This window comes from Pseudomonas sp. TH06 (genome assembly GCF_016651305.1).
Taxonomy (GTDB): Bacteria; Pseudomonadota; Gammaproteobacteria; order Pseudomonadales; family Pseudomonadaceae; genus Aquipseudomonas.
On sequence record NZ_JAEKEC010000002.1, the window covers coordinates 119,767 to 140,638 of the forward strand.

The 20,872-nt window shown below is 60.2% G+C and carries 20 protein-coding genes; 9 read left to right on the forward strand and 11 right to left on the reverse strand.

Features of this window, described 5'->3' with window-relative positions:
* Window positions 1-7: 7 nt before the first annotated feature.
* Entirely contained in the window at window positions 8-919 is a 912-nt protein-coding gene (locus tag JFT86_RS24105; RefSeq protein WP_201238747.1) for a LysR substrate-binding domain-containing protein, read from the reverse strand.
* A 77-nt stretch (window positions 920-996) separates the two neighbouring features.
* Between JFT86_RS24105 and JFT86_RS24110 the strand changes: the two genes are divergently transcribed.
* Window positions 997-1,485, forward strand: coding sequence for a DMT family transporter (locus JFT86_RS24110; RefSeq protein ID WP_201238748.1), 489 nt, complete (start codon window positions 997-999; stop codon window positions 1,483-1,485).
* A 165-nt stretch (window positions 1,486-1,650) separates the two neighbouring features.
* Here the strand turns inward: JFT86_RS24110 and yiaY are convergent, their stop codons facing one another.
* A complete protein-coding gene (gene yiaY / locus JFT86_RS24115; RefSeq protein WP_201238749.1) occupies window positions 1,651-2,799 on the reverse strand; it encodes an L-threonine dehydrogenase in 1,149 nt (382 codons plus the stop codon).
* 155 nt (window positions 2,800-2,954) lie between these two features.
* On the opposite strand from yiaY, the gene JFT86_RS24120 reads away from it, so the two are divergent.
* A complete protein-coding gene (locus JFT86_RS24120; protein ID WP_201238750.1) occupies window positions 2,955-3,974 on the forward strand; it encodes a DUF4917 family protein in 1,020 nt (339 codons plus the stop codon).
* A 102-nt stretch (window positions 3,975-4,076) separates the two neighbouring features.
* Here the strand turns inward: JFT86_RS24120 and JFT86_RS24125 are convergent, their stop codons facing one another.
* Window positions 4,077-4,619 carry an XRE family transcriptional regulator gene (locus JFT86_RS24125; protein ID WP_003222480.1) on the reverse strand — a complete coding sequence of 181 codons (543 nt, stop codon included), beginning with the start codon at window positions 4,617-4,619 and terminating at the stop codon, window positions 4,077-4,079.
* 106 nt (window positions 4,620-4,725) lie between these two features.
* Here JFT86_RS24125 and JFT86_RS24130 point away from each other — a divergent pair, with 106 nt between their 5' ends.
* A complete protein-coding gene (locus JFT86_RS24130) occupies window positions 4,726-5,508 on the forward strand; it encodes an aldolase (protein ID WP_201238751.1) in 783 nt (260 codons plus the stop codon).
* A gap of 24 nt (window positions 5,509-5,532) precedes the next feature.
* Entirely contained in the window at window positions 5,533-6,414 is an 882-nt protein-coding gene (locus tag JFT86_RS24135; RefSeq protein WP_201238752.1) for a dihydrodipicolinate synthase family protein, read from the forward strand.
* Window positions 6,415-6,542: 128 nt separating this feature from the next.
* On the opposite strand, the gene JFT86_RS24140 is transcribed toward JFT86_RS24135, so the two are convergent.
* Complete coding sequence (locus JFT86_RS24140; protein WP_201238753.1) at window positions 6,543-6,887, reverse strand: YegP family protein; 345 nt, start codon at window positions 6,885-6,887, stop codon at window positions 6,543-6,545.
* A gap of 157 nt (window positions 6,888-7,044) precedes the next feature.
* Between JFT86_RS24140 and JFT86_RS24145 the strand changes: the two genes are divergently transcribed.
* From JFT86_RS24145 to JFT86_RS24155, 3 genes are all read left to right on the forward strand, one after another.
* A complete protein-coding gene (locus JFT86_RS24145) occupies window positions 7,045-7,581 on the forward strand; it encodes an RNA polymerase sigma factor (RefSeq protein WP_201234595.1) in 537 nt (178 codons plus the stop codon).
* Window positions 7,578-8,537: a FecR domain-containing protein gene (locus JFT86_RS24150; protein WP_201234596.1), complete on the forward strand. Its 960-nt coding sequence runs from the start codon at window positions 7,578-7,580 to the stop codon at window positions 8,535-8,537. The genes JFT86_RS24145 and JFT86_RS24150 overlap by 4 nt, the downstream gene beginning before the upstream one ends.
* Window positions 8,538-8,658: 121 nt before the next feature.
* Complete coding sequence (locus JFT86_RS24155) at window positions 8,659-11,217, forward strand: TonB-dependent receptor (RefSeq protein WP_201234597.1); 2,559 nt, start codon at window positions 8,659-8,661, stop codon at window positions 11,215-11,217.
* Window positions 11,218-11,331: 114 nt separating this feature from the next.
* On the opposite strand, the gene JFT86_RS24160 is transcribed toward JFT86_RS24155, so the two are convergent.
* Complete coding sequence (locus JFT86_RS24160) at window positions 11,332-11,637, reverse strand: ribbon-helix-helix domain-containing protein (protein WP_201238754.1); 306 nt, start codon at window positions 11,635-11,637, stop codon at window positions 11,332-11,334.
* Window positions 11,638-11,650: 13 nt separating this feature from the next.
* On the reverse strand, window positions 11,651-12,232 hold the full coding sequence (locus tag JFT86_RS24165; RefSeq protein WP_201238755.1) for a DJ-1/PfpI family protein: 582 nt from the start codon (window positions 12,230-12,232) through the stop codon (window positions 11,651-11,653).
* 323 nt (window positions 12,233-12,555) lie between these two features.
* Between JFT86_RS24165 and JFT86_RS24170 the strand changes: the two genes are divergently transcribed.
* The gene (locus JFT86_RS24170; protein WP_201238756.1) at window positions 12,556-13,446 is read left to right on the forward strand and encodes a DMT family transporter; all 891 of its coding nucleotides are present in this window, start codon (window positions 12,556-12,558) and stop codon (window positions 13,444-13,446) included.
* A gap of 101 nt (window positions 13,447-13,547) precedes the next feature.
* On the opposite strand, the gene JFT86_RS24175 is transcribed toward JFT86_RS24170, so the two are convergent.
* The 4 genes from JFT86_RS24175 to JFT86_RS24190 form a co-directional block, all read right to left on the reverse strand.
* Window positions 13,548-14,765, reverse strand: coding sequence for an SAM-dependent methyltransferase (locus tag JFT86_RS24175; protein WP_201238757.1), 1,218 nt, complete (start codon window positions 14,763-14,765; stop codon window positions 13,548-13,550).
* A gap of 243 nt (window positions 14,766-15,008) precedes the next feature.
* Window positions 15,009-15,626 (reverse strand): hypothetical protein, encoded by a 618-nt coding sequence (locus JFT86_RS24180; protein WP_201238758.1) that lies wholly within the window; start codon window positions 15,624-15,626, stop codon window positions 15,009-15,011.
* A 33-nt stretch (window positions 15,627-15,659) separates the two neighbouring features.
* Window positions 15,660-16,412 carry a TPM domain-containing protein gene (locus JFT86_RS24185; protein WP_201238759.1) on the reverse strand — a complete coding sequence of 251 codons (753 nt, stop codon included), beginning with the start codon at window positions 16,410-16,412 and terminating at the stop codon, window positions 15,660-15,662.
* Window positions 16,413-16,425: 13 nt separating this feature from the next.
* Window positions 16,426-17,034: a LemA family protein gene (locus JFT86_RS24190; protein ID WP_201238760.1), complete on the reverse strand. Its 609-nt coding sequence runs from the start codon at window positions 17,032-17,034 to the stop codon at window positions 16,426-16,428.
* Window positions 17,035-17,296: 262 nt separating this feature from the next.
* Here JFT86_RS24190 and bglX point away from each other — a divergent pair, with 262 nt between their 5' ends.
* Window positions 17,297-19,588 (forward strand): beta-glucosidase BglX, encoded by a 2,292-nt coding sequence (gene bglX, locus JFT86_RS24195; protein WP_201238761.1) that lies wholly within the window; start codon window positions 17,297-17,299, stop codon window positions 19,586-19,588.
* Window positions 19,589-19,714: 126 nt separating this feature from the next.
* Here the strand turns inward: bglX and JFT86_RS24200 are convergent, their stop codons facing one another.
* A complete protein-coding gene (locus tag JFT86_RS24200) occupies window positions 19,715-20,872 on the reverse strand; it encodes a phosphatidylserine/phosphatidylglycerophosphate/cardiolipin synthase family protein (RefSeq protein ID WP_201238762.1) in 1,158 nt (385 codons plus the stop codon).

The window sequence follows — 20,872 nt, forward strand, 5'->3', positions numbered from 1 at the left end:
TATCTTTTCAGCCGCGCACTATCCCCTCCTCAATCCTGCGATTCAACCAGTTCAACGCTTGATCCCCACCCCGGCGTTTGTGCCACGCCAGCACAAACGTGAACGGCGGTATCTCGAACGGCGGCGGCACGACGATCAATTCGCGCTGATCAATCTCCCGCAATCCCCGCGATGACACCGTAAGAATCAGGTCCGTGCCGCTGATGAACTGCGGCGCGACGTTCCAGTGCGGCAGGCTGATGGCAACGCGGCGGCGCTCGCGCAAAGCGGTCAGCGCCCGTTCGATTTCCGGCGTGCCGCTGCCACGCATCTCCAACAGCACATGCGGGCGCGACAGGTAGGTCGGCAGATCCAGAACGCCATCGGCGGGCAATGTCTGGCGGTCGAGCAGGCAGACGTAGCGTTCTTCGAACAGCAACGTGCTGCGCAGTTCATGGGGCATTTCCGGGAACACGCCGGCGGCGACGTCGATATCGCCGTTGAGCACGCCTTCAAGCATGCCTTCGCGGCTGGCATGGCTGATTTGCAAATCAATGCCCGGCGCTTCGCGGCGCAGGGTGCGGATCAGCGAGGGCAGGATGATCGCCGCACCATAGTCGGACATCGCCACGCGAAAGGTGCGCCGGGCACTGGCCGGATCGAAGGTGTTGGGCGCCAGCAACGATTGCACCTGGGCCAACGCTTCGGCCAGCGGCGCGACCAGTTCCAATGCCCGCGCGGTGGGCGCCAGACTGGAACCGGCGCGCACCAGCAATGGGTCGCCGAGCAAATCACGCAACCTTGCCAGCGCATGGCTGACCGCCGGCTGGCTCAGGTGCAGGCGCTCGGCAGCACGGGTGACATGCTGCTCGCTGAGCAAGGCGTCGAGGATTACCAGCAGGTTAAGGTCGATACGGCGCAGATCATTCATTTGATGCATGTTCTGGATGATGAAACGGAATTTAAATCTGCGCGGCGAATAGCCTAGAGTCCAGCAAAATCTGTTGGAGGATGAACATGAGTACGTTGCAGTGGGCTGGCCTGTTGGCGCTGGCCGCTTTTGCCGGGGCGGTGGTGCCGTTCCAGAGCGCGATCAACAGCAATCTGGCGCGCGGATTGGGGCATCCGTTGTGGGCGACGCTGGCTTCATTGCTGGTGAGCGTGCTGGTGCTGTTGCCGGTGATTGTGGCGCTGCGCTTGCCGTTACCGTCGCTGGCCTTCATCTGCAAAGCGCCATTGTGGATGTGGGCCGGCGGTGCGTTTGGCGTGTGCTTCGTGGCGTTGGCGGTGATGCTCTTGCCCAAGCTTGGCGCTTCGGGATTTGTGGCGTTGGCGTTGGCTGGGCAGGTGATTGCTTCGATGGTGCTGGATCACTTTGGGCTGTTCGGGTTGGTCGAGAAACAGCTGACACTGTCGCGGGTGTCTGGCGCGGTGTTGTTGATCGCGGGGGTGTTGTTGATTCAGTTTGGCGGGGTGTTTGAGAGGAATGTGGCGGTTGTCGGGTGATGTTCGTACTCGATGGATTTGCAGTGTCTGCAAGTCAGTCTTCGCGAGCAGGCTCGCTCCTACAGTGGTATGCATTTCTTCAGTTGAAATGCGTTCACAGGTGGGAGCGAGCCTGCTCGCGAAGAGGCCGGCCCGGTCAGCCGAAATCCTTCAGGATGCTTCAGATCAAAACGCGTTGCGGAAAATCTCCTCGATCTGCCGTTGATCTGCCGCTCGCGGATTGGTGAAACCGCACGCATCCTTCATGGCATTGGCGGCAAGAATCGGGATGTCGGTGCATTTCGCGCCGAGATCACGCAGGCCACCGGGAATCTCGACGTCACTGGCCAGGCTGCGGATCGCGGTGATCGCCGCCTGGGCGCCCTCTTCCGGGCTGAAACCACGAATGTCCACGCCCATGGCGTGCGCGACATCGGTCAGGCGATCGGCACACACCAGCGCGTTGAAAGTCTGCACGTGCGGCAGTAGAACCGCGTTGCACACGCCGTGGGGCAAGTCGTAGAAACCGCCCAGTTGATGCGCCATCGCGTGTACGTAACCCAGCGACGCATTGTTGAACGCCATACCCGCGAGGAACTGCGCGTAGGCCATGTTCTCCCGTGCGGCCAGATCACTGCCGTCTCGCACGGCCAGACGCAGGTTGTTGCTGATCAGGGTCATGGCCTTCAAGGCGCAGGCGTCGGTGATCGGGTTGGCGGCGGTCGAGACGTAGGCTTCGATGGCGTGGGTCAGCGCGTCCATGCCGGTGGCGGCGGTCAGGCTTTTTGGCATGGCGACCATCAGCGCCGGGTCGTTGACCGACAGCAGCGGCGTGACGTTGCGGTCGACGATGGCCATTTTCACGTGGCGCGATTCGTCAGTGATGATGCAGAACCGGGTCATCTCGCTGGCGGTGCCGGCGGTGGTGTTGATGGCGATCAGCGGCAGTTGCGGCTTGCTCGATTGATCGACGCCTTCGTAATCACGGATCTGCCCGCCGTTGGTCGCGCAGAGGGCAATGCCCTTGGCGCAGTCGTGTGGCGAACCGCCGCCCAGCGACACCACGAAATCACAGCGACGCTCTTTCAGCAGCCCCAGCCCGGCTTCGACGTTGGCGATGCTCGGGTTCGGTTTGGCGCCGTCGAAGATCACCGAGTCGATGTCCTGCATCGCCAGTTTCTCGGCAATCATGCTCGCCACGCCAGCCTTGGCCAGCCCCGCGTCGGTGACGATCAGCGCCTTGCGAAAACCATAGTTGCGGATCGCGACCATGGCTTCGTCGAGGCATCCGCTGCCCATGATGTTGACCGCCGGAATGAAAAAGGTGCTGCTCATCGTGTGTCTCCTGACAGGGGCCGAATCGACTGCTCCGATTCGGCGGATGCATACAGGATCGACCGATCGGTCACGACGGATGTTGATCTGGCTCAATGCCCGCTCGTGATAAAGTCGCCGCCCATCAGCCCCTATGTTTTGAGATGTGCCAAGCAATGAGCGATTTTCTGGATGTCGACGCCACCCTCGAAGACTGGAACACCCTGCGCGCCGCGACCGACTTCAAGGGCTTGCTGGCAGGCAACGGCGCCAGCCGCGCGGTGTGGGACGACTTCGGTTACGACTCGCTGTTCGAAAACGCCCGCACGGTGGAAGAGAAACCGCTGAGTCCGTCGGAACTGGCGGTGTTCGATGCAATGCAGACACGCAGTTTCGAGCAGGTCCTCGGTGCACTGAAAACCACCAGCCGGGTGAACAAGGCACTGGCCGTCAGCTCGGCGGCGCCGCGCAATCGCTACTATGCGATCAAGGAAGCGCTGATCAACACCGTGCACGCCGTTCACATTCCGTGGCGCCTTGTGCAGGCCTCGACACTGACAACGCTGAATGAAGAATTGGCGCGCTATCGCACGGTGTTCACGACCAATTACGACCTGCTCAATTACTGGGCTTTGCAGCATCGCAGCGAGGCTATCGATGATCTTTTCAACGGTGCCAATGCCAGTTTCGACCTGAGCGAAACGGCCACGCACAAATCGCGTTTGCTGTACCTGCACGGTGGCCTGCACCTGGTGCGCAATCAGGATGGCACCGCACGCAAACTGACCTCGACCGAAGGCACGTTGCTCGGCAGTTTCGCCATCAACAACACGATCAAGACGCTGGATGACGTGCCACTGTTCGTCACCGAAGGGCCGAGCGCGGACAAGCTCAAGACCATCCGCAGTTCGGATTACCTGTCGTTCTGTTATGAGCAGTTACTGGGGCATGCAGACAATCTGTGCATCTTTGGTCATGCGCTGGGTGAGCAGGACAACCACATAATTCGTGCCTTGCGTCTGGCGAAACCGAAAACCGTGGCGATCTCGATTTATCCGCGCAGTGCAGCGTTCATTCAACATCAGAAGCGGCATTACGCGAAGGTGTTCGAGGGCACGGCGGTTGAGTTGCGTTTCTTCGATTCGAAGAGCCACCCGCTGGGCAATCCGAAGCTGTCGGTGCCCGTCGAGGTTTAGTGGCGAGGTTACCAACGCCATCGCGAGCAGGCTCACTCCTACAGGGGATCGCATTTCAACTGTAGGAGTGAGCCTGCTCGCGATAGCTTTTGCCCAATCAACTCATTCTTCGGAACTGTGTACCACCACCAGCAACTGCGCCTGCACCTCTCCCACTGACCTGATCCGATGCGGTTTCTGCGCATTGAAGTGCAGCGCATCGCCGCGCTCCAGCAGCACTCGCTCGTTCATGAAATCCACCTCCACCTGCCCTTCGTGAACAAACAGAAACTCCTCACCCAGATGCTCCTTGAAGGTCTTGTCGGTGAACTCGCTCGGTGGGTAGATGATGAACGGCAGCAGGTTGCGCTCGCTGACCTGATGCGCCAGTACCGCATAACCCGGGCTCTGATCGTTGGCCGCCAGTGACTGGCGCTCGTGGCTGCGCACCAGGCTGTAGCTGTCGAGGCTGACGTTGTCTTCGGAGAACAATTCCTCGACTTTCACGTTCAGCGCTTTCGCCAGTTTCAACGCAGCAGCAATCGACGGGGTGTTCAGCCCGCGCTCGACTTTCGACAGATAACTCTTGGTCATGCCGGATTTTTCGGCCAATGCCTCAAGGGTTACGCCAAGTTTTTTTCTTAACAATTTCAAACGGATAGACATGCGCAGCGGTTATTCCATTGAGAAAGCGACGATTTGTGCTTGCCAATGACACTTTGTGTCATATAGCCTCTTTAGTGTCATTTGCAATCACCCAAAGGACACAGACATGGCCAAGACATTAGCACTACCCAAAGACCAACTGGTCAAGCAAGCGCTGACCCAGATGCAAAACATCCTGGCGGATAATACGTGGACAGACCGGCAAAAGCTGGCCCTGACCTGCCGGATTCTGTTCGAAAGCGGTCACGACTCCGGCCTCGCCGGGCAGATCACCGCCCGTGGCCCACAACCGGGCACCTATTACACTCAGCAACTGGGCCTGGGTTTCGATGAAATCACGGCGAGCAATCTGCTGCTGGTCAACGAAGATCTGGAAGTGCTCGAAGGTCACGGCATGGCCAATCCGGCCAACCGTTTCCACAGCTGGGTGTACCGCGCCCGCCCGGACGTGAACTGCATCATCCACACCCACCCGACGCACATTGCCGCGCTGTCGATGTTGGAAGTGCCGCTTGAGATTTCGCACATGGATCTGTGCCCGCTGTACGACGACTGCGCATTTCTCGAAGGCTGGCCGGGCGTGCCGGTAGGCAACGAGGAAGGCGAGCTGATTGCCGGGGCACTGGGCGACAAGCGCGCAATCCTGCTGTCGCATCACGGCCAGTTGTCGACCGGCACCACGATCGAGGAAGCCTGTGTCATTGCGCAATTGATCGAGCGCGCCGCCAAGTTGCAACTGTTGGCGATGGCCGCCGGCACGATCAAGCCGATCATCCCGGCGCTGGGCCGCGAGGCGCACGACTGGGTGTCGAAGCCGAAACGTCACGCCGCCGCTTTCAACTATTACGCTCGGCAGAACCTGCGCCAACACGCCGATTGCCTGAACTGAAACCCTTTTGACGGAGTCATCCCCATGTCCAACATTCACGGCATCATCGGCTACACCATCACCCCGTTCGGCGCTAATGGCGAAGGGCTGGATCTGCCCGCGCTCGGCCAGTCAATTGATCGTTTGATTGACAGCGGCGTCCACGCCATCGCCCCGCTGGGCAGCACTGGCGAAGGCGCCTACCTGAGCGACGCCGAGTGGGATCAGGTCGCTGAGTTCAGCATCAAACACGTCGCCAAACGCGTGCCGACCATCGTCAGCGTGTCTGACCTGACCACCGCCAAAGCCGTGCGCCGCGCGCGTTTTGCCGAGGCTCATGGCGCCGACGTGGTGATGGTGTTGCCGGCGTCTTACTGGAAACTCACCGAGGCGGAAATCCTCGCCCACTACCGCGCTATCGGCGACAGCATCGGAGTGCCGATCATGCTCTATAACAACCCGGCCACCAGCGGCACCGACATGTCGGTCGAGTTGATTCTGCGCATCGTCAACGCGGTGGAAAACGTCACCATGGTCAAAGAAAGTACCGGCGACATCCAGCGCATGCACAAGCTGCAATTGCTTGGCGAAGGTCAGGTGCCGTTCTACAACGGCTGCAATCCGCTGGCACTGGAAGCGTTCGCTGCCGGGGCAAAAGGCTGGTGCACGGCAGCGCCGAACCTGATCCCGAAACTGAACCTGGATCTGTACGCGGCGTCGCTGGCAGGCGATCTGGCCAAGGCGCGCGAACTGTTCTACCGCCAGTTGCCGCTGCTGGATTTCATTCTCAAGGGTGGTTTGCCGGCGACGATCAAGGCCGGGTTGCGTGACACCGGGCTGGAAGTTGGCGATCCGCGCTTGCCGGTGTTTCCATTGAGCGAAACCGGGCGTGGTCAGCTGCAGACAATCCTCAAAACCCTGCGCTGATTCTTCCTGACACAACACAAAATCCTGTAGGAGCTGCGGCACGCTGCGATCTTTTGATCTTGATTTCAAAGATCAAAAGATCGCAGCCTCGTTTCACTCGACAGCTCCTACAGGGGGCTTTGTGTTCTTCAGAGGACCGGCAGGGTCTTGTCCTTGATGGATTTTGTCGGGCCGTTGGCCTTCACACTGGCAATGCCTTTATCGCAAGCGGCGTCCGAGGAATACGACTCGCTGCTGCCGATGATCTGGTGATTGGCTGCCTTCAGATTGAAGTACGGATGGCCATCCTTCGTCGACTTCCTCTCGTAACGTTCATCCAGCGGACTGTTGGTCTGCACCGAGGCAATGCCGCTGTCGGCTGCCGCACGGGTGGTGTACAGCTCACTGGTCAGAATCGTTTCGGCATTGGCCGCTTTCAGCACGAACCTGAACTGGCCGTTGCTGCTTTTACTCAACTCGTACCATCCGGACATGTTGCTGCTCCTGTCGATTGAACCCTCGACAGTAAAGACGGTTTCGACGGTTTGGCCACCGCTGGATAAGCGCTGCAATCGCCAACATGACAAATGACAATAATTCTCGATATCATCCGCAACTTTCTGCGCCCCCGCTTCGTCGAGAAGGAAATCCATGCCCCGCCTCACGCCCGATCCTCTGTCGGCTGATTCATTTCGCCGGTGTTACGGGGACATCCTGCATTACCTGCGCAAACGCACGGAAAACCCCAGCGACGCGGCGGACATGACCCAGGACGTATTCACCCAATGGCTCGACTATCGCGATCGGGCCAAGGTCGAGCAACCGCGCGCCTTCCTGTTCCAGATGGCGCGCAATCTGCTGCGTGATCACTGGCGTCGGCAGAAAGTACGGCACATCGTCCAGCCCAATCACGACAGCGATGTCGAACCGGCCACCGATGAGCAACACGATCCGATGGCAGCGGCGCAGCGCCAGCAACGGCTGGAGCATCTCAAGGAAGTATTGGCAGAACTCTCGCCACGTCGGCGCGAGGCCCTTATGCTGCACCGCTTTGAAGGCTTGAGTCAGGCGCAGATTGCCGAGCGCATGGGGATATCGCTGAGCATGGTGGAGAAACACATCGCCTTCGCACTGATGCATTGCAAGCAACGCCTGGAGCAGGACAACGGCAAGGAGCAGCCAGAATGAACCGCCCCCACGAAGCCGACAGCGAATTGCCGGACGACAGCGTCGACGGTCAGGCCGCCGCGTGGTTCACCCGCAATCGCCAGCAACAGGGACGCGCTGTTCGTCAGGCATTCGAGCAATGGTTGCGCGAGCCGGAACATGCCAAGGCCTATCGGGCATTTGAAGAGCTGTGGGCAGACCTCGGCGAATTGCAGCAACTGAATCGGCCGACGCCGCTCAAGCTGCAAAAACCCAAAAGCCTCTGGCGCCCTGCACTGGCCGTTGCGGCGGCGTTGGTCGGCGCCGTGCTCGCCACGCAACTGGGCACTTCATACGAGATTTTCCAGGAGCAAATCGCCGCGCAATCCAAAGGCATGCGCACCGTCGAATTGCCGGACGGCAGCACGCTGTCGGTGAACGCCAACACGCAACTGCGCGTCGATTTCGACAGTCATCAGCGGCGGATCTTTTTGCAGCGTGGCCAGTTCTATGTCGACGTCGCCCCGGACAAGGAACGGCCGATGTGGGTGCAAACCGGCGACGCTACCGTGCGGGTGGTCGGCACCGGTTTTGATGTACGCCGCACCGACAAGCAACTGGTGGTCAGCGTCGCCCACGGCCAGGTCGATTTCGCACCGGACGCTCGAACGTCGTTGCTGCTCGGCGCGCGACAACAAGCCGCCGTCGATCTGGAAAGCGGCAGCGTGCAGCAGCAAACACTGGCCGTCAGCCAGGTCGCCGATTGGCGCACCGGGCATCTGTCGTTTCGCAACCGCGAACTGGCCAGTCTGGTTGATGAATTGAACCTGTATCGCGCCAAACCGGTGCTGCTGGCCAATGCAAAACTGGGACAGATCAAAGTCTCCGGCAACCTCGACGTCGAGGATCCGGACGCACTGATCGACGCCCTGCCCGCGTTGATCCCGGTGAAAACCGTGGCCCTTGCCGACGGCCGCATCCGTCTCGAAAATCGCTGACAACGCCTCATATGAGAATATTTTGCATTCGCATGTGAGGTTTTTTTTGCCTGCCGCGTCTTCCTCCGGTCTGCGTTGCTGACGCAGGCCTTTTTGGCCTTTTGCCGCTCTGGGGGATTCCATGTTTCGCGTGTTTTCGCCGTACCCGCTCACCTGCCTTCGACCGACCCTGCTCGCCGCCTGCCTGGCCTTCAGCGTGCAAGCCCACGCCGAATCGATCAGCCTGCATTTGCCGGCGCAATCGATGGCGACGTCGCTGAGCCAGATCGCCCAACAGGCGAAGATTCAGTTGCTGTTCGACGAGGCGCAATTGCGCAATCTCAAGGCTCCGGCCATCGACGGCGAATTCAGTGCGGAAGCGGCGATTCGCCAGTTGCTCGACAACAGCCAGTTCGGACTGATCAAGGTCAACCAGACGTATGTGGTGCGCCCGGTGGAGTCGGTCACCAGCAGCAGCGACAGCATTCAACTCGATGCGCTCAGCGTGATCGGCACCGGCACCGAAGTCGACTCCAGCACTGTCGGCCGCTCGACGCTGACTCAGGCCGACATTGATCGCCACCAACCGAACAACATTCCCGCACTGTTGAAGACACTGCCGGGCGTGAGCATGAGCGGCTCGATGAAACCCGGAGGCCAGAAGATCAACGTCTGGGGCCTGGGCGAGGCCGAAGACGTACCGATGACACTCGACGGCGCAAGCAAAAGCGGCTTCGAGCGCTATCAGCAAGGGACCATTTTCATCGAGCCGGAGCTGATCAAAAGCATCGAAGTGGAAAAAGGTCCGCACTCGCTGTTCACCGGCAACGGCGGCTTCGGTGCCACCGTGCACATGGAAACCAAAGATGCCCCGGACTTGCTGCAAGAAGGCCGCAATAGCGGTGCGATGGTCAAATATGGCTACGCCAGCAACGACCATCAACAGACTTACACGGGAGCCGTATTCGGTCGCACCGACGACGGGCGCGCCGACGCGCTGGTGTACCTGACCAAGCGCGATGGCGACGACATGAAGCTCGCCGACAACCTGCCCGACCCTGACCACAACTATCCGCGCAACCCCAAGCGCCTGCCCAACAGTGCCCAGGATGTCGACGGTCAACTGGTCAAAGTCAATCTGCACCTGACCGATGAGCACAGCGCCGGTCTGTCGTACTCGCACTCGGAAAGCCAGCGCTGGACACCTTTTTCCTCCGCCTCTTACCCGAGCCCGCCGAGCGCGTTCAACATCCAGAAATACGGTTACGAAGGCGCGCTGAAACGGTTTCTGGCCAACCGCGAAACGCTCGACACCACCTGGTCCGGTTTCTACCAGTACCAGCCGCTGGACAACCGCTTGATCGACATGAAGTTGAGCTACTCGCAATCCGACACTGACCAGACCGACGAGCGTGACGCTACTGCGTTTTTCCAGCCGGCCTCCGGCGGTCGCAAAATGGACACGGCTTACCAGGATCGCGTCATCGAGCTGCGCAACATCAGCCTGTTCGAAACCGGCGCCTTGTCCCACGCGGTGACCACGGGCGCACAAATCCGCAAACACAGCCGTGACACGGACATGTGGATGCCGGGCGCCGCCTACGATGTGCCGAAGTACAACTTTGGCCACTTCCAACCGTATTTCATGCCCACGGGCAAGGTCGACACCAACAGTTTTTACCTGCAAGACGCGATCACCTTGGGCGATTTCACCCTGACGCCGTCGGTGCGTTACGACCACGTACGCAACCGTGGCGAAGCCAACGACGCGCCGTATTACAGCAGCCCGAATCCAGCCATGGGCCACGATTACAGCGACCGCACCTACACCGGTTGGTCGCCACGTTTGTCGGCATTCTGGAAGGTGACACCGGACACGGCGTTCTTCGTCGACTACAGCAAAACCTGGCGCGCTCCGGTGATCGACGAGCAGTACGAAGTCCAGGGTCTCGGCAACCGCACCGCGACCAGCGTCGACCTCGACCCGGAACGCATCACGGGCTGGCGCGCCGGTAACATCAGCCACTTCTCCAATGTGTTCACCGACAACGACAACGTGCAGATTCGCACCACGCTGTATCGCAACAAGATCGACGACGAGATCTTCAAGGCCACCGGGGTCGGCTGTCAGAATCAGGCGATCAAGGGCGGCACGATCGATTCGGACTGCAAAGGCTCGGGCCCGATGAGCAACTACCGCAACATCGGCAGCCTGACCATCAAGGGCTTCGAAGTCGAAAGTTTCTACGACTCGACCTACCTGTTTGGCTCGCTCTCCTACTCGTGGATGACCGGCAAGCACGAAGGTGCCTACACCAATCCATGGGGCCCGGACGTCTGGGCACGCGACATTCAGCCGGCCAAATGGGTGGCGGTCATGGGCGTGAAGATTCCGGGTTGGGATGCGCAAGTGGGCTGGCAGGGTGAGTTCGTGCGCCAGACCGATCGCTTGCCGAGCGATCGCTACAGCGGTGGCAAGAACACCTTGGGTGACGTGTACTACGACCAATACGCCAACGACCGCTACAACGTGCAGGGCCTGTTCGCCAACTGGAAACCGCAGCAGCCTTACCTCAAGGGCACCGAGGTCAACCTGACCATCGACAACCTGTTCAACGAAAGCTACCGCCCGGAGCTGAGCGGCGACCTGGCTTATAGCCAGGGGCGCAATGCCAAGGTGAGTGTGACTCGGTTTTTCTGAGCCAGAATTTTCGGTGTCTGCGCCGGCCCCATCGCGAGCAGGCTCAGTCCTACAGTCAGAATGCGTTCCCCTGTAGGAGTGAGCCTGCTCGCGATAGTGTCACCCCGGTCCGGGCTATTTCACCGCTGAACGCACCACTGATAATTCCGGCGCACTTACCCGCCGCTGACTCAGATACCGGGTACAACTCACCCGCAGGAACGAGGCAAAATTCACTACTTCCCCGCGATAATCCATCACCTCTTCATACAGCTTGGCGATCAACTGGTTGGTGGTCATGCCGTCAACCTCGGCGATCTCGCTGAGGATGTCCCAGAATTGATTTTCCAGACGCAACGTCGTCACCACGCCGCAGATGCGCAGCGAGCGCGAGCGTGACTCGTAGAGAATCGGGTCAGCCTTGACGTAGAGCTCGCACATCGGCGATTCCTCGTTACAGGGTGATTTGAGTGCCGAGCAAGCCGAGGAAACCGGCCAGCCAGTTCGGATGCGCCGGCCATGCCGGGGCGGTGGCCAGATTGCCTTGCACGTGGCCATCCGTCACCGGAATGTCGATGTACGTACCGCCCGCCAGTCGCACCTCAGGCGCGCAAGCCGGATAGGCGCTGCATTCGCGACCTTCGAGTACACCCGCCGCTGCCAGCAATTGCGCACCGTGGCAGACCGCAGCAATCGGTTTGCCGGCCTTGTCGAAGGCACACACAAGGTCGAGGACTTTTTCGTTGAGGCGCAGGTATTCCGGCGCACGACCGCCGGGGATCAGCAGGGCGTCGTAATCGGCCTCGCTGACTTTGTCGAAATCGAAGTTGAGGGCGAACAGGTGTCCGGGTTTTTCGCTGTAGGTCTGATCGCCTTCGAAGTCATGGATCGCGGTGCGCACGGTGTTGCCGGCTGCCTTGTCCGGGCACACGGCGTGGACGGTGTGACCGACCATTTGCAGGGCCTGGAACGGCACCATCACTTCGTAATCTTCGACGTAATCGCCGACCAGCATCAGGATTTTTTTCGCGGCCATGGGAAGGACTCCTCTGGAGAATGCTTGGGAGTATTCAAGGTAGACCTTATCCGCAGGGCGAGGTAATAACTGACTACTACACACTCTCTGTGGTGAGGGGATTTATCCCCGTTGGGCTGCGAAGCGGCCCCATGCGGTCTGTCATTGAAACCCTACATTCAGGATTTACGACTGCTGCGCAGCCGATCGGGGATGAATCCCCTCGCCACAAGGGATTACTCCAACTGTACGGATAAGTCTGTGCCTAGCTGTAACAGCCCGAACGCTGCGGTTTATGGCTTGATGAAGGTCATGCCCTGCCACCTTCAACTCTGGTCCCCCTCATGTCTTCGCGCGAAAACACCGGCATGGCCCTCGGCCTGCTCGGGGTTGTGATCTTCAGCCTCACCCTGCCCTTCACCCGCATCGTGGTGCAGGAACTGCACCCGTTGCTCAACGGTTTGGGGCGCGCGCTGTTCGCGGCGATTCCGGCGGCGTTGCTGCTGTTGTGGCGCCGCGAGAAGTGGCCGACCTGGAAGCAGGTCAAAGGCCTGAGCCTGGTGATCGCCGGGGTGATTCTCGGTTTCCCGGTATTGTCGGCGTGGGCCATGCAGACGTTGCCGGCGTCCCACGGAGCGCTGGTCAACGGCTTGCAACCCCTGTGCGTGGCGCTGTATGCCGCGTGGCTGTCTCACGAACGTCCGTCAAAAGCCTTTTGGGCCTGCGCCGCGCTGGGCAGCGCGCTGGTGCTCGGTTATGCGTTGTATACCGGTGCCGGGAGCATTCAGGCCGGGGACTTGCTGATGCTTGGCGCAATTGCCGTCGGTGGATTGGGCTACGCCGAAGGTGGCCGTTTGGCCAAGGAGATGGGCGGCTGGCAGGTGATCTGTTGGGCGCTGGTGCTGTCGACGCCGCTGTTGATCGGGCCGGTTTTGTACCTGGCGTTGCAGCATCAAGGGGCGGTGTCTGCGAAAACCTGGTGGGCGTTTGGCTATGTGGCGCTGTTCTCGCAGTTTTTGGGATTCTTCGCCTGGTACGCCGGGCTGGCCATGGGCGGGATTGCACGGGTCAGTCAGATCCAGTTGTTGCAGATTTTCTTCACCATCGCCTTTTCGGCGTTGTTCTTCGGCGAACATGTCGAGCCGATCACCTGGGTGTTTGCCTGCGGCGTGATCGCCACCGTCATGCTCGGTCGCAAGACCGCCGTGCGTCCCGCCCAACCCGCAACCGCATAACCGGATGAACACATATCCCTGTAGGAGCTGCGGCACGCTGCGATCTTTTGATTTTCAAGATCAAAAGATCGCAGCGTGCCGCAGCTCCTACAGGGAATGATTCAGGCCAGGTAACCGTCGGCGCGCAGCAGGGTTTCCAGGCAGTGTTCGCTGATGTTGTAGAACGCCTTCAACTCCTCGATCTTCACCAACAGCTGAGCCGGGTCTACCGGTTCGGCGCGTTTCACCGCGAGGATCATCTTATTCTTGTTGGTGTGTTCCAGTGAGATGAACTCGAACACCTTGGTCTCGTAACCACAGGCTTCGAGAAACAGCGCACGCAAACTGTCGGTGACCATTTCTGCCTGCTGACCGAGGTGCAAACCGTATTGCAGCATCGGTTTGAGCAGCGCCGGGCTCTGGATTTGCAGGCGGATCTGCTTGTGGCAGCACGGCGAGCACATGATGATCGACGCGCCCGAACGGATGCCGGTGTGGATCGCGTAGTCAGTGGCGATGTCGCAGGCATGCAGGGCGATCATTACGTCCAGCTCGCTCGGCGCCACGCTGCGCACGTCCCCGCACTTGAACACCAGGCCCGGATGATCGAGCTTTGCCGCTGCGGCGTTGCACAGGTTGACCATTTCTTCGCGCAGCTCGACGCCAGTGACTTCGCCCTCGGCCTTCAAGGTGTTGCGCAGGTAATCGTGAATCGCGAACGTCAGATAGCCCTTGCCCGAACCGAAATCCGCCACCCGCACCGGTTTATCCAGCGCCAGCGGCGACGTGGTCAGGGCATGGCTGAACACTTCGATGAACTTGTTGATTTGCTTCCACTTGCGCGACATGGCCGGGATCAGCTCGTGTTGCGCATTGGTCACGCCCAGATCCTTGAGGAACGGACGGCTCAACTCGAGAAAGCGGTTTTTCTCGCGGTTGTGCTCGGCGGAGGGTGCTTCGCGCAATTGCTGAGGTTTGCTCTTGAACAGCGAAGACTTGCCCTTTTTGCTGTATTCCAGCTGCGCTTCGTCCGTCAGCGCCAGCAAGTGCGCATTTTTGAACGAGGCTGGCAGCAGCGCGGCAATCGTCGCCACGCCTTCGCTCAGCGGCAGGTTCTTGGTGATGTCGCGGGTTTTGTAGCGATAGACGAACGACAGATTCGCCTGCGCCTTGACCGTCACCGGTTTGATGATGACCCGCTGCAGGTCCGCTTCTTCACCGACGTACTTGGCCAGCACCAGTTTGATGAAGCCGTTCTGTTCGAGGCTGGTTTGCAGCAGCTCGATGAACTGGGCGTGGTGATCTGGCGCCGATTGGGCGGATGGGGCGATGACGGACATGGAAAAGCGGCCTCGGGCGGGGCGAATCGGGAATGGCCGGTATTTTAGGGGGGATGGGGGTTGGGGACACGCTCTTATTTACCCAACGGCATAAATCCTGTGGCGAGGGGATTTATCCCCGCTCGGCTGCGCAGCAGTCGCTAAACCTGAACACTGGGTTTCACTGATACACCGCATGGGGCTGCTTCGCAGCCCAACGGGGATAAATCCCCTCGCCACAGGGAACTGCTGCGCCTGGGAAGATCAGGCCAGCACGATCAACCGATTCGGCAATTCATTCCTCACCTGCGTCACCGGCACATGCACTTTCAGCAGCTCGCCGCAGGCCTCGATGCAAGTAACAAACCCATCCAGCGTGCGCCCCTGCCGCACCTGCTCGGTAAACGCCGCAACAATCGCATCCCAGCTTTTGTTGTCCAGCCGCTTGGAAATCCCCTCGTCCACCAGAATCTCCACGTACCTTTCCGCCTCACAAACAAAAATCAGCATTCCCGTGCTGCCCACCGTGTGGTGCAGGTTTTGTTCGAGAAACTGCCGCCGCGCCAGGTTCGAGGCGCGCCAGTGGCGGACACGGCGTGGCACCAGATGCGTGGTGATTTTCGGCAGACGAAACAGCAGGCACAGCACAATGAACAACCCCCACTGCACCAGCAGCAAGCTGCGCAGGGTCAGCCATCCGGTCAGGTAATGCACGAAACCCGGCACCACCAACGCCAGCAGACTGGCCCATAGCAGCGGAATGTAGGCGTAGTCGTCGGCACGCGCCGCGAGCACCGTCACCAGTTCGGCGTCGGTGTCACGCTCGACCCGGGCGATGGCCTCGGCGACTTTGCGTTGTTCGTGTTCAGTCAGTAATGCCATGTCGAAAAGTGCCTGATCATTGTTGTTATGTACTCACCAGCCGCCGGACGAACCACCGCCGCCGAAACTGCCCCCGCCGCCGCTGAAGCCCCCGCCTCCACCGCCGCCGCCAAATCCACCACCGCCGAAGCCGCCCCCGCCACCGGAGCCGCCACGGCCGGCGGGAAGGATACCGAGCATCTGGCAGACAAACACGGTCAGGATGAACAACATCACCAAAAACACGAACAGCGCCGGATGACGTGAGACAAAATCGCTTTCGGGATCACCGCTGGATTCGTACACCGTCGACGGTTCATCCAGCGGATTACCGCCCAGCACCACCAGCATCGCCGCAACACCGTCGCTGATGCCCTTGCTGAAATTGCCGCTCTTGAAGGCAGGCGTGATGACTTGATGGATGATCACCGAGGTCTGCGCATCGGTCAGCCGATCCTCAAGACCGTAACCGACTTCGATACGCAATTTGCGCTCGTCACGGGCGACGATCAGCAATGCGCCGTTGTTCTTGTCCTTTTGGCCGATGCCCCAGTGACGCCCCAGTTGAACGCCGAAATCCTCAATGGTCGTGCCTTGCAGATCCGGCAGCGTGACCACCACCAACTGCTCGCCGGTCGCTTGCTCGTGAGCCTGCAACTGCTGGCTCAATTGCGCGCGCACCGATGGCTCGAGCATCTGTGCTTCGTCGACCACGCGCCCGCTCAGCGCCGGGAACGTCAACTCGGCCCGGGCGCTGACGGCGAACAGCCACAGCATCAGCACCAGGCCCATTTTCAATACACGCATGGGCAACCCCGGATCAGAATTTCACTTCCGGGGCCTTTTCTGCACCGGGCGTGGTGGCTTCGAAGGTTTCACGGATCGGCAAGTCGCTGTACATCACGCTGTGCCAGAGGCGACCGGGGAAGGTGCGAATCTCGGTGTTGTATTTCTGCACCGCCAGAATGAAATCGCGCCGCGCCACAGCGATGCGGTTTTCCGTGCCTTCGAGTTGCGATTGCAGGGCGAGGAAGTTCTGGTTGGCCTTGAGGTCCGGGTAGCGCTCGGACACCACCATCAAGCGGCTCAGCGCACCGGTCAGTTGATCCTGCGCCTGCTGGAACTGCTTGAGTTTTTCCGGGTTGTCGAGGGTGCTGGCATCGACCTGGATCGAGGTCGCCTTGGCCCGTGCTTCAATCACCGCAGTCAGGGTTTCCTCTTCATGTTTGGCGTAGCCCTTCACCGTCTCCACCAGATTGGGGATCAGGTCGGCCCGACGCTGGTACTGGTTCTGCACCTGACCCCACGCCGCTTTGGCCTGCTCGTCGAGGGTCGGAATGTTGTTGATGCCGCACGCTGTCAGCAGCGTGGCCATCAGCAGCAGCGTGGCGACCTGCAAGCGCGAGCGATAGGTTGGACTGACATTCATCGCAGTGATGCTCCTTGGCACATTTCATTATTAAAACCGGGCGCGAAACATTCTCGGTCGGCTCTTGGGGCATAATCGGCCGCGCCACTGGATTGCGACGGGCCAATGGGCTAAAAAGTGCCCTGCGCGTTCACGCTGCCGAGTGTCGGCTGTCGTTTTCGGCTCTGTTTTTTCGAGCCTGCACCCGAACAACAATAGTCGCTCCCTAACTTTTGGCTGGCCGGCATTGCATTTGCTGCTTGGGCCCTTGAGAAAAATATTCATGAAGAAGCTGTGTTTGCTGGGTCTGTTCGTCAGCCTGGCCAGTCATCAAGTATTGGCCGCCACGACCCCGGTACCCCTGGAAAACAAGGACGCCTTCATCAGCAACCTGATGAAGCAAATGACCCTCGACGAGAAAATCGGCCAGTTGCGCCTGATCAGTATCGGCCCGGAAATGCCCCGCGAGCTGATCCGCAAGGAGATCGCCGCCGGCAACATCGGCGGCACGTTCAACTCGATCACCCGCCCGGAAAACCGTCCGATGCAGGACGCGGCGATGCGCAGCCGTCTGAAGATTCCGATGTTTTTTGCGTACGACGTGATCCACGGTCACCGTACGATTTTCCCGATTCCACTGGCCCTGGCTTCAAGCTGGGACATGGACGCCATCGGCCAGTCCGGGCGGATTGCTGCCAAAGAAGCCGCCGCCGACAGCCTCGACATCACCTTCGCGCCGATGGTCGACATCTCCCGTGACCCGCGCTGGGGCCGCAGCTCCGAAGGTTTCGGTGAAGACACCTACCTGACCTCGCGCATCGCCAAAGTCATGGTCAAGGCCTATCAGGGCGAGACCCCGAGCGACGCCGACAGCATCATGGCCAGCGTCAAACACTTCGCCCTGTATGGCGCCGTAGAAGGTGGTCGCGACTACAACGTCGTCGACATGAGCCCGGTGAAGATGTACCAGGATTACCTGCCACCGTACCGCGCCGCGATTGATGCCGGTGCCGGCGGTGTGATGGTGGCGTTGAACTCGATCAACGGGATTCCGGCCACCGCCAACACCTGGCTGATGAACGACCTGTTGCGCAAGGACTGGGGCTTCAAGGGCCTGGCGGTCAGCGACCACGGGGCGATCTTCGAGCTGATCAAGCACGGTGTCGCCCGCGACGGTCGTGAAGCGGCGAAGCTGGCGATCAAGGCCGGCATCGACATGAGCATGAACGACACCCTGTACGGCAAAGAGCTGCCGGGGCTGCTCAAGTCCGGCGAGATCGAACAGAAAGACATCGACAACGCTGTGCGCGAAGTCCTCGCGGCCAAGTACGACATGGGCCTGTTCAAGGACCCGTACCTGCGCATCGGCAAGGCCGAAGATGACCCGGCCGACACTTACGCCGAGAGCCGTCTGCACCGCGCAGAGGCCCGTGAAGTGGCGCGTCGCAGCCTGGTCCTGCTGAAGAACCAGAACGAAACCCTGCCGCTGAAGAAAGACGCGAAAGTCGCGCTGGTCGGCCCGCTGGCCAAGGCACCGATCGACATGATGGGCAGTTGGGCCGCAGCGGGTAAACCGGCGCAGTCGGTCACCCTGTTCGATGGCATGAGTTCGGTGATCGGCGACAAGGCGAACCTGATCTACGCCCGTGGCGCCAACATCACCAGCGACAAGAAGGTTCTGGATTACCTGAACTTCCTTAACTTTGATGCCCCGGAAGTGGTCGATGATCCGCGTCCGGCCAACGTGCTGATCGACGAAGCGGTGAAAGCCGCCAAGGACGCTGACGTCATCGTCGCAGCGGTAGGCGAGTCCCGTGGCATGTCCCACGAATCCTCCAGCCGTACCGACCTGAACATCCCGGAAAACCAACGCGAGCTGATCCGCGCCCTGAAAGCCACCGGCAAGCCATTGGTGCTGGTGTTGATGAACGGCCGCCCGCTGACGATTCTCGAAGAGAACCAGTCGGCTGACGCGATTCTGGAAACCTGGTTCAGCGGCACCGAGGGCGGCAACGCCATCGCCGACGTGCTGTTCGGCGACTACAACCCGTCGGGCAAACTGCCGGTGACCTTCCCGCGTTCCGTGGGCCAGATCCCGACTTACTACAACCACCTGAGCATTGGCCGGCCGTTCACGCCGGGCAAACCGGGCAACTACACCTCGCAGTATTTCGATGACACCACAGGTCCGCTGTTTCCGTTCGGTTATGGTCTGAGCTACACCCAATTCGCCCTGAGCGACATGGCGCTGTCATCGACCACGCTGAACGCCACCGGCAAGCTCGACGCCAGCGTCATGGTGAAGAACGCCGGCAAGCGTGACGGCGAAACCGTGGTGCAGCTGTACATTCAGGACGTCACCGGTTCGATGATCCGCCCGGTGAAAGAATTGAAGAACTTCCAGAAAATCATGCTCAAGGCCGGTGAACAGAAAGTCGTGCACTTCACCATCACCGAAGATGACCTGAAGTTCTACAACGCCCAGCTCAAGTACGCGGCCGAACCTGGCAAGTTCAACGTGCAGATCGGCCTGGATTCCCAGGACGTGACGCAGCAGAGCTTCGAGTTGCTGTAACTGACAACGCAGTCCCTTGTAGGAGTGAGCCTGCTCGCGATAGCGGTCATTCAGCTAAATCAACGCTGACTGACACACCGCTATCGCGAGCAGGCTCACTCCTACATTTGTTTTGTGGGGTGGCGACTAGCCGCGGCGGTCGAGGATGTTGACCACCACCCGATCCACCCAGCCCCAGATCCTCTGCTTCACCCGCCGCCACAACGGCCGGCGCTGCCACTCTTCCAGACTGACCAACTGGCTCAAGCCAAAATCCTTCTCGAAACTCGCCTGCACCGCTGCCGTCAACGACGGGTCCAGTGCCTCAAGATTCGCCTCCAGATTGAAGCGCAGATTCCAGTGATCGAAGTTGCACGAGCCAATGCTCACCCAATCGTCCACCAGGACCATTTTCAGGTGCAGGAAGCACGGCTGGTATTCGAAGATCTGCACGCCGGCCTTAAGCAGGCGCGGGTAATAACGATGGCCGGCATAACGCACGGACGGATGATCGGTGCGTGGCCCGGTCAGCAGCAGGCGCACATCGACTCCGCGTGCGGCTGCCTTGCGTAATGAACGACGGATTTTCCAGGTCGGCAGAAAGTACGGCGTGGCCATCCAGATGCGCTGCTGGCCGCTGTTCAATGCACGGAATAGCGACTGCAAAATATCGCGGTGCTGGCGCGCATCGGCGTAGGCCACACGGCCCATGCCCTCGCCCATGTCCGGCACTTTGGGCAGCCGTGGCAGACCGACATGCGCCGACGGCTTCCATGCCCGTCGATGACGGTTGGCGATCCACTGACGGTCGAACAGCACCTGCCAGTCGAGGACCAGCGGGCCGGTGATCTCCACCATCACCTCATGCCACTCGCTGGTGTCCTGATCCGGTGTCCAGAATTCATCGGTGACACCCGTGCCGCCGACCACCGCCAGACGCTGGTCGACCAGCAGTAATTTGCGGTGATCACGATAGAAATTGCCGACCCAGCGCCGCCAGTTCAGGCGATTGTAGAAGCGCAGTTCGACGCCGGCATGGATCAGGCGCTGACGCAGGTTGAGGGTAAACGCGAGGCTGCCGTAATCATCGAACAGGCAACGCACTCGCACGCCACGTTCGGCGGCTTGCACCAGCGCTTGCACCACGGCCTCGGCGCAGGCTCCGGCCTCGACCAGATACAACTCCAGCTCGACCTGTTCTTCGGCACGGGCAATCTCCACCAGCATGCGCGGGAAGAACTGCGGGCCGTCGATCAACAACTCGAACCGGTTGCCGTCACGCCACGGAAACACCGCGCCGCGCAT

What these genes read in the sequence shown, in the direction of transcription:
- JFT86_RS24105 (WP_201238747.1), bottom strand. Translation starts at nt 919, where the DNA reads ATGCATCAAATGAATGATCTGCGCCGTATCGACCTTAACCTGCTGGTA.
- JFT86_RS24110 (WP_201238748.1), top strand. Translation starts at nt 997, where the DNA reads ATGAGTACGTTGCAGTGGGCTGGCCTGTTGGCGCTGGCCGCTTTTGCC.
- yiaY (WP_201238749.1), bottom strand. Translation starts at nt 2,799, where the DNA reads ATGAGCAGCACCTTTTTCATTCCGGCGGTCAACATCATGGGCAGCGGA.
- JFT86_RS24120 (WP_201238750.1), top strand. Translation starts at nt 2,955, where the DNA reads ATGAGCGATTTTCTGGATGTCGACGCCACCCTCGAAGACTGGAACACC.
- JFT86_RS24125 (WP_003222480.1), bottom strand. Translation starts at nt 4,619, where the DNA reads ATGTCTATCCGTTTGAAATTGTTAAGAAAAAAACTTGGCGTAACCCTT.
- JFT86_RS24130 (WP_201238751.1), top strand. Translation starts at nt 4,726, where the DNA reads ATGGCCAAGACATTAGCACTACCCAAAGACCAACTGGTCAAGCAAGCG.
- JFT86_RS24135 (WP_201238752.1), top strand. Translation starts at nt 5,533, where the DNA reads ATGTCCAACATTCACGGCATCATCGGCTACACCATCACCCCGTTCGGC.
- JFT86_RS24140 (WP_201238753.1), bottom strand. Translation starts at nt 6,887, where the DNA reads ATGTCCGGATGGTACGAGTTGAGTAAAAGCAGCAACGGCCAGTTCAGG.
- JFT86_RS24145 (WP_201234595.1), top strand. Translation starts at nt 7,045, where the DNA reads ATGCCCCGCCTCACGCCCGATCCTCTGTCGGCTGATTCATTTCGCCGG.
- JFT86_RS24150 (WP_201234596.1), top strand. Translation starts at nt 7,578, where the DNA reads ATGAACCGCCCCCACGAAGCCGACAGCGAATTGCCGGACGACAGCGTC.
- JFT86_RS24155 (WP_201234597.1), top strand. Translation starts at nt 8,659, where the DNA reads ATGTTTCGCGTGTTTTCGCCGTACCCGCTCACCTGCCTTCGACCGACC.
- JFT86_RS24160 (WP_201238754.1), bottom strand. Translation starts at nt 11,637, where the DNA reads ATGTGCGAGCTCTACGTCAAGGCTGACCCGATTCTCTACGAGTCACGC.
- JFT86_RS24165 (WP_201238755.1), bottom strand. Translation starts at nt 12,232, where the DNA reads ATGGCCGCGAAAAAAATCCTGATGCTGGTCGGCGATTACGTCGAAGAT.
- JFT86_RS24170 (WP_201238756.1), top strand. Translation starts at nt 12,556, where the DNA reads ATGTCTTCGCGCGAAAACACCGGCATGGCCCTCGGCCTGCTCGGGGTT.
- JFT86_RS24175 (WP_201238757.1), bottom strand. Translation starts at nt 14,765, where the DNA reads ATGTCCGTCATCGCCCCATCCGCCCAATCGGCGCCAGATCACCACGCC.
- JFT86_RS24180 (WP_201238758.1), bottom strand. Translation starts at nt 15,626, where the DNA reads ATGGCATTACTGACTGAACACGAACAACGCAAAGTCGCCGAGGCCATC.
- JFT86_RS24185 (WP_201238759.1), bottom strand. Translation starts at nt 16,412, where the DNA reads ATGCGTGTATTGAAAATGGGCCTGGTGCTGATGCTGTGGCTGTTCGCC.
- JFT86_RS24190 (WP_201238760.1), bottom strand. Translation starts at nt 17,034, where the DNA reads ATGAATGTCAGTCCAACCTATCGCTCGCGCTTGCAGGTCGCCACGCTG.
- bglX (WP_201238761.1), top strand. Translation starts at nt 17,297, where the DNA reads ATGAAGAAGCTGTGTTTGCTGGGTCTGTTCGTCAGCCTGGCCAGTCAT.
- JFT86_RS24200 (WP_201238762.1), bottom strand. Translation starts at nt 20,872, where the DNA reads ATGCGCGGCGCGGTGTTTCCGTGGCGTGACGGCAACCGGTTCGAGTTG.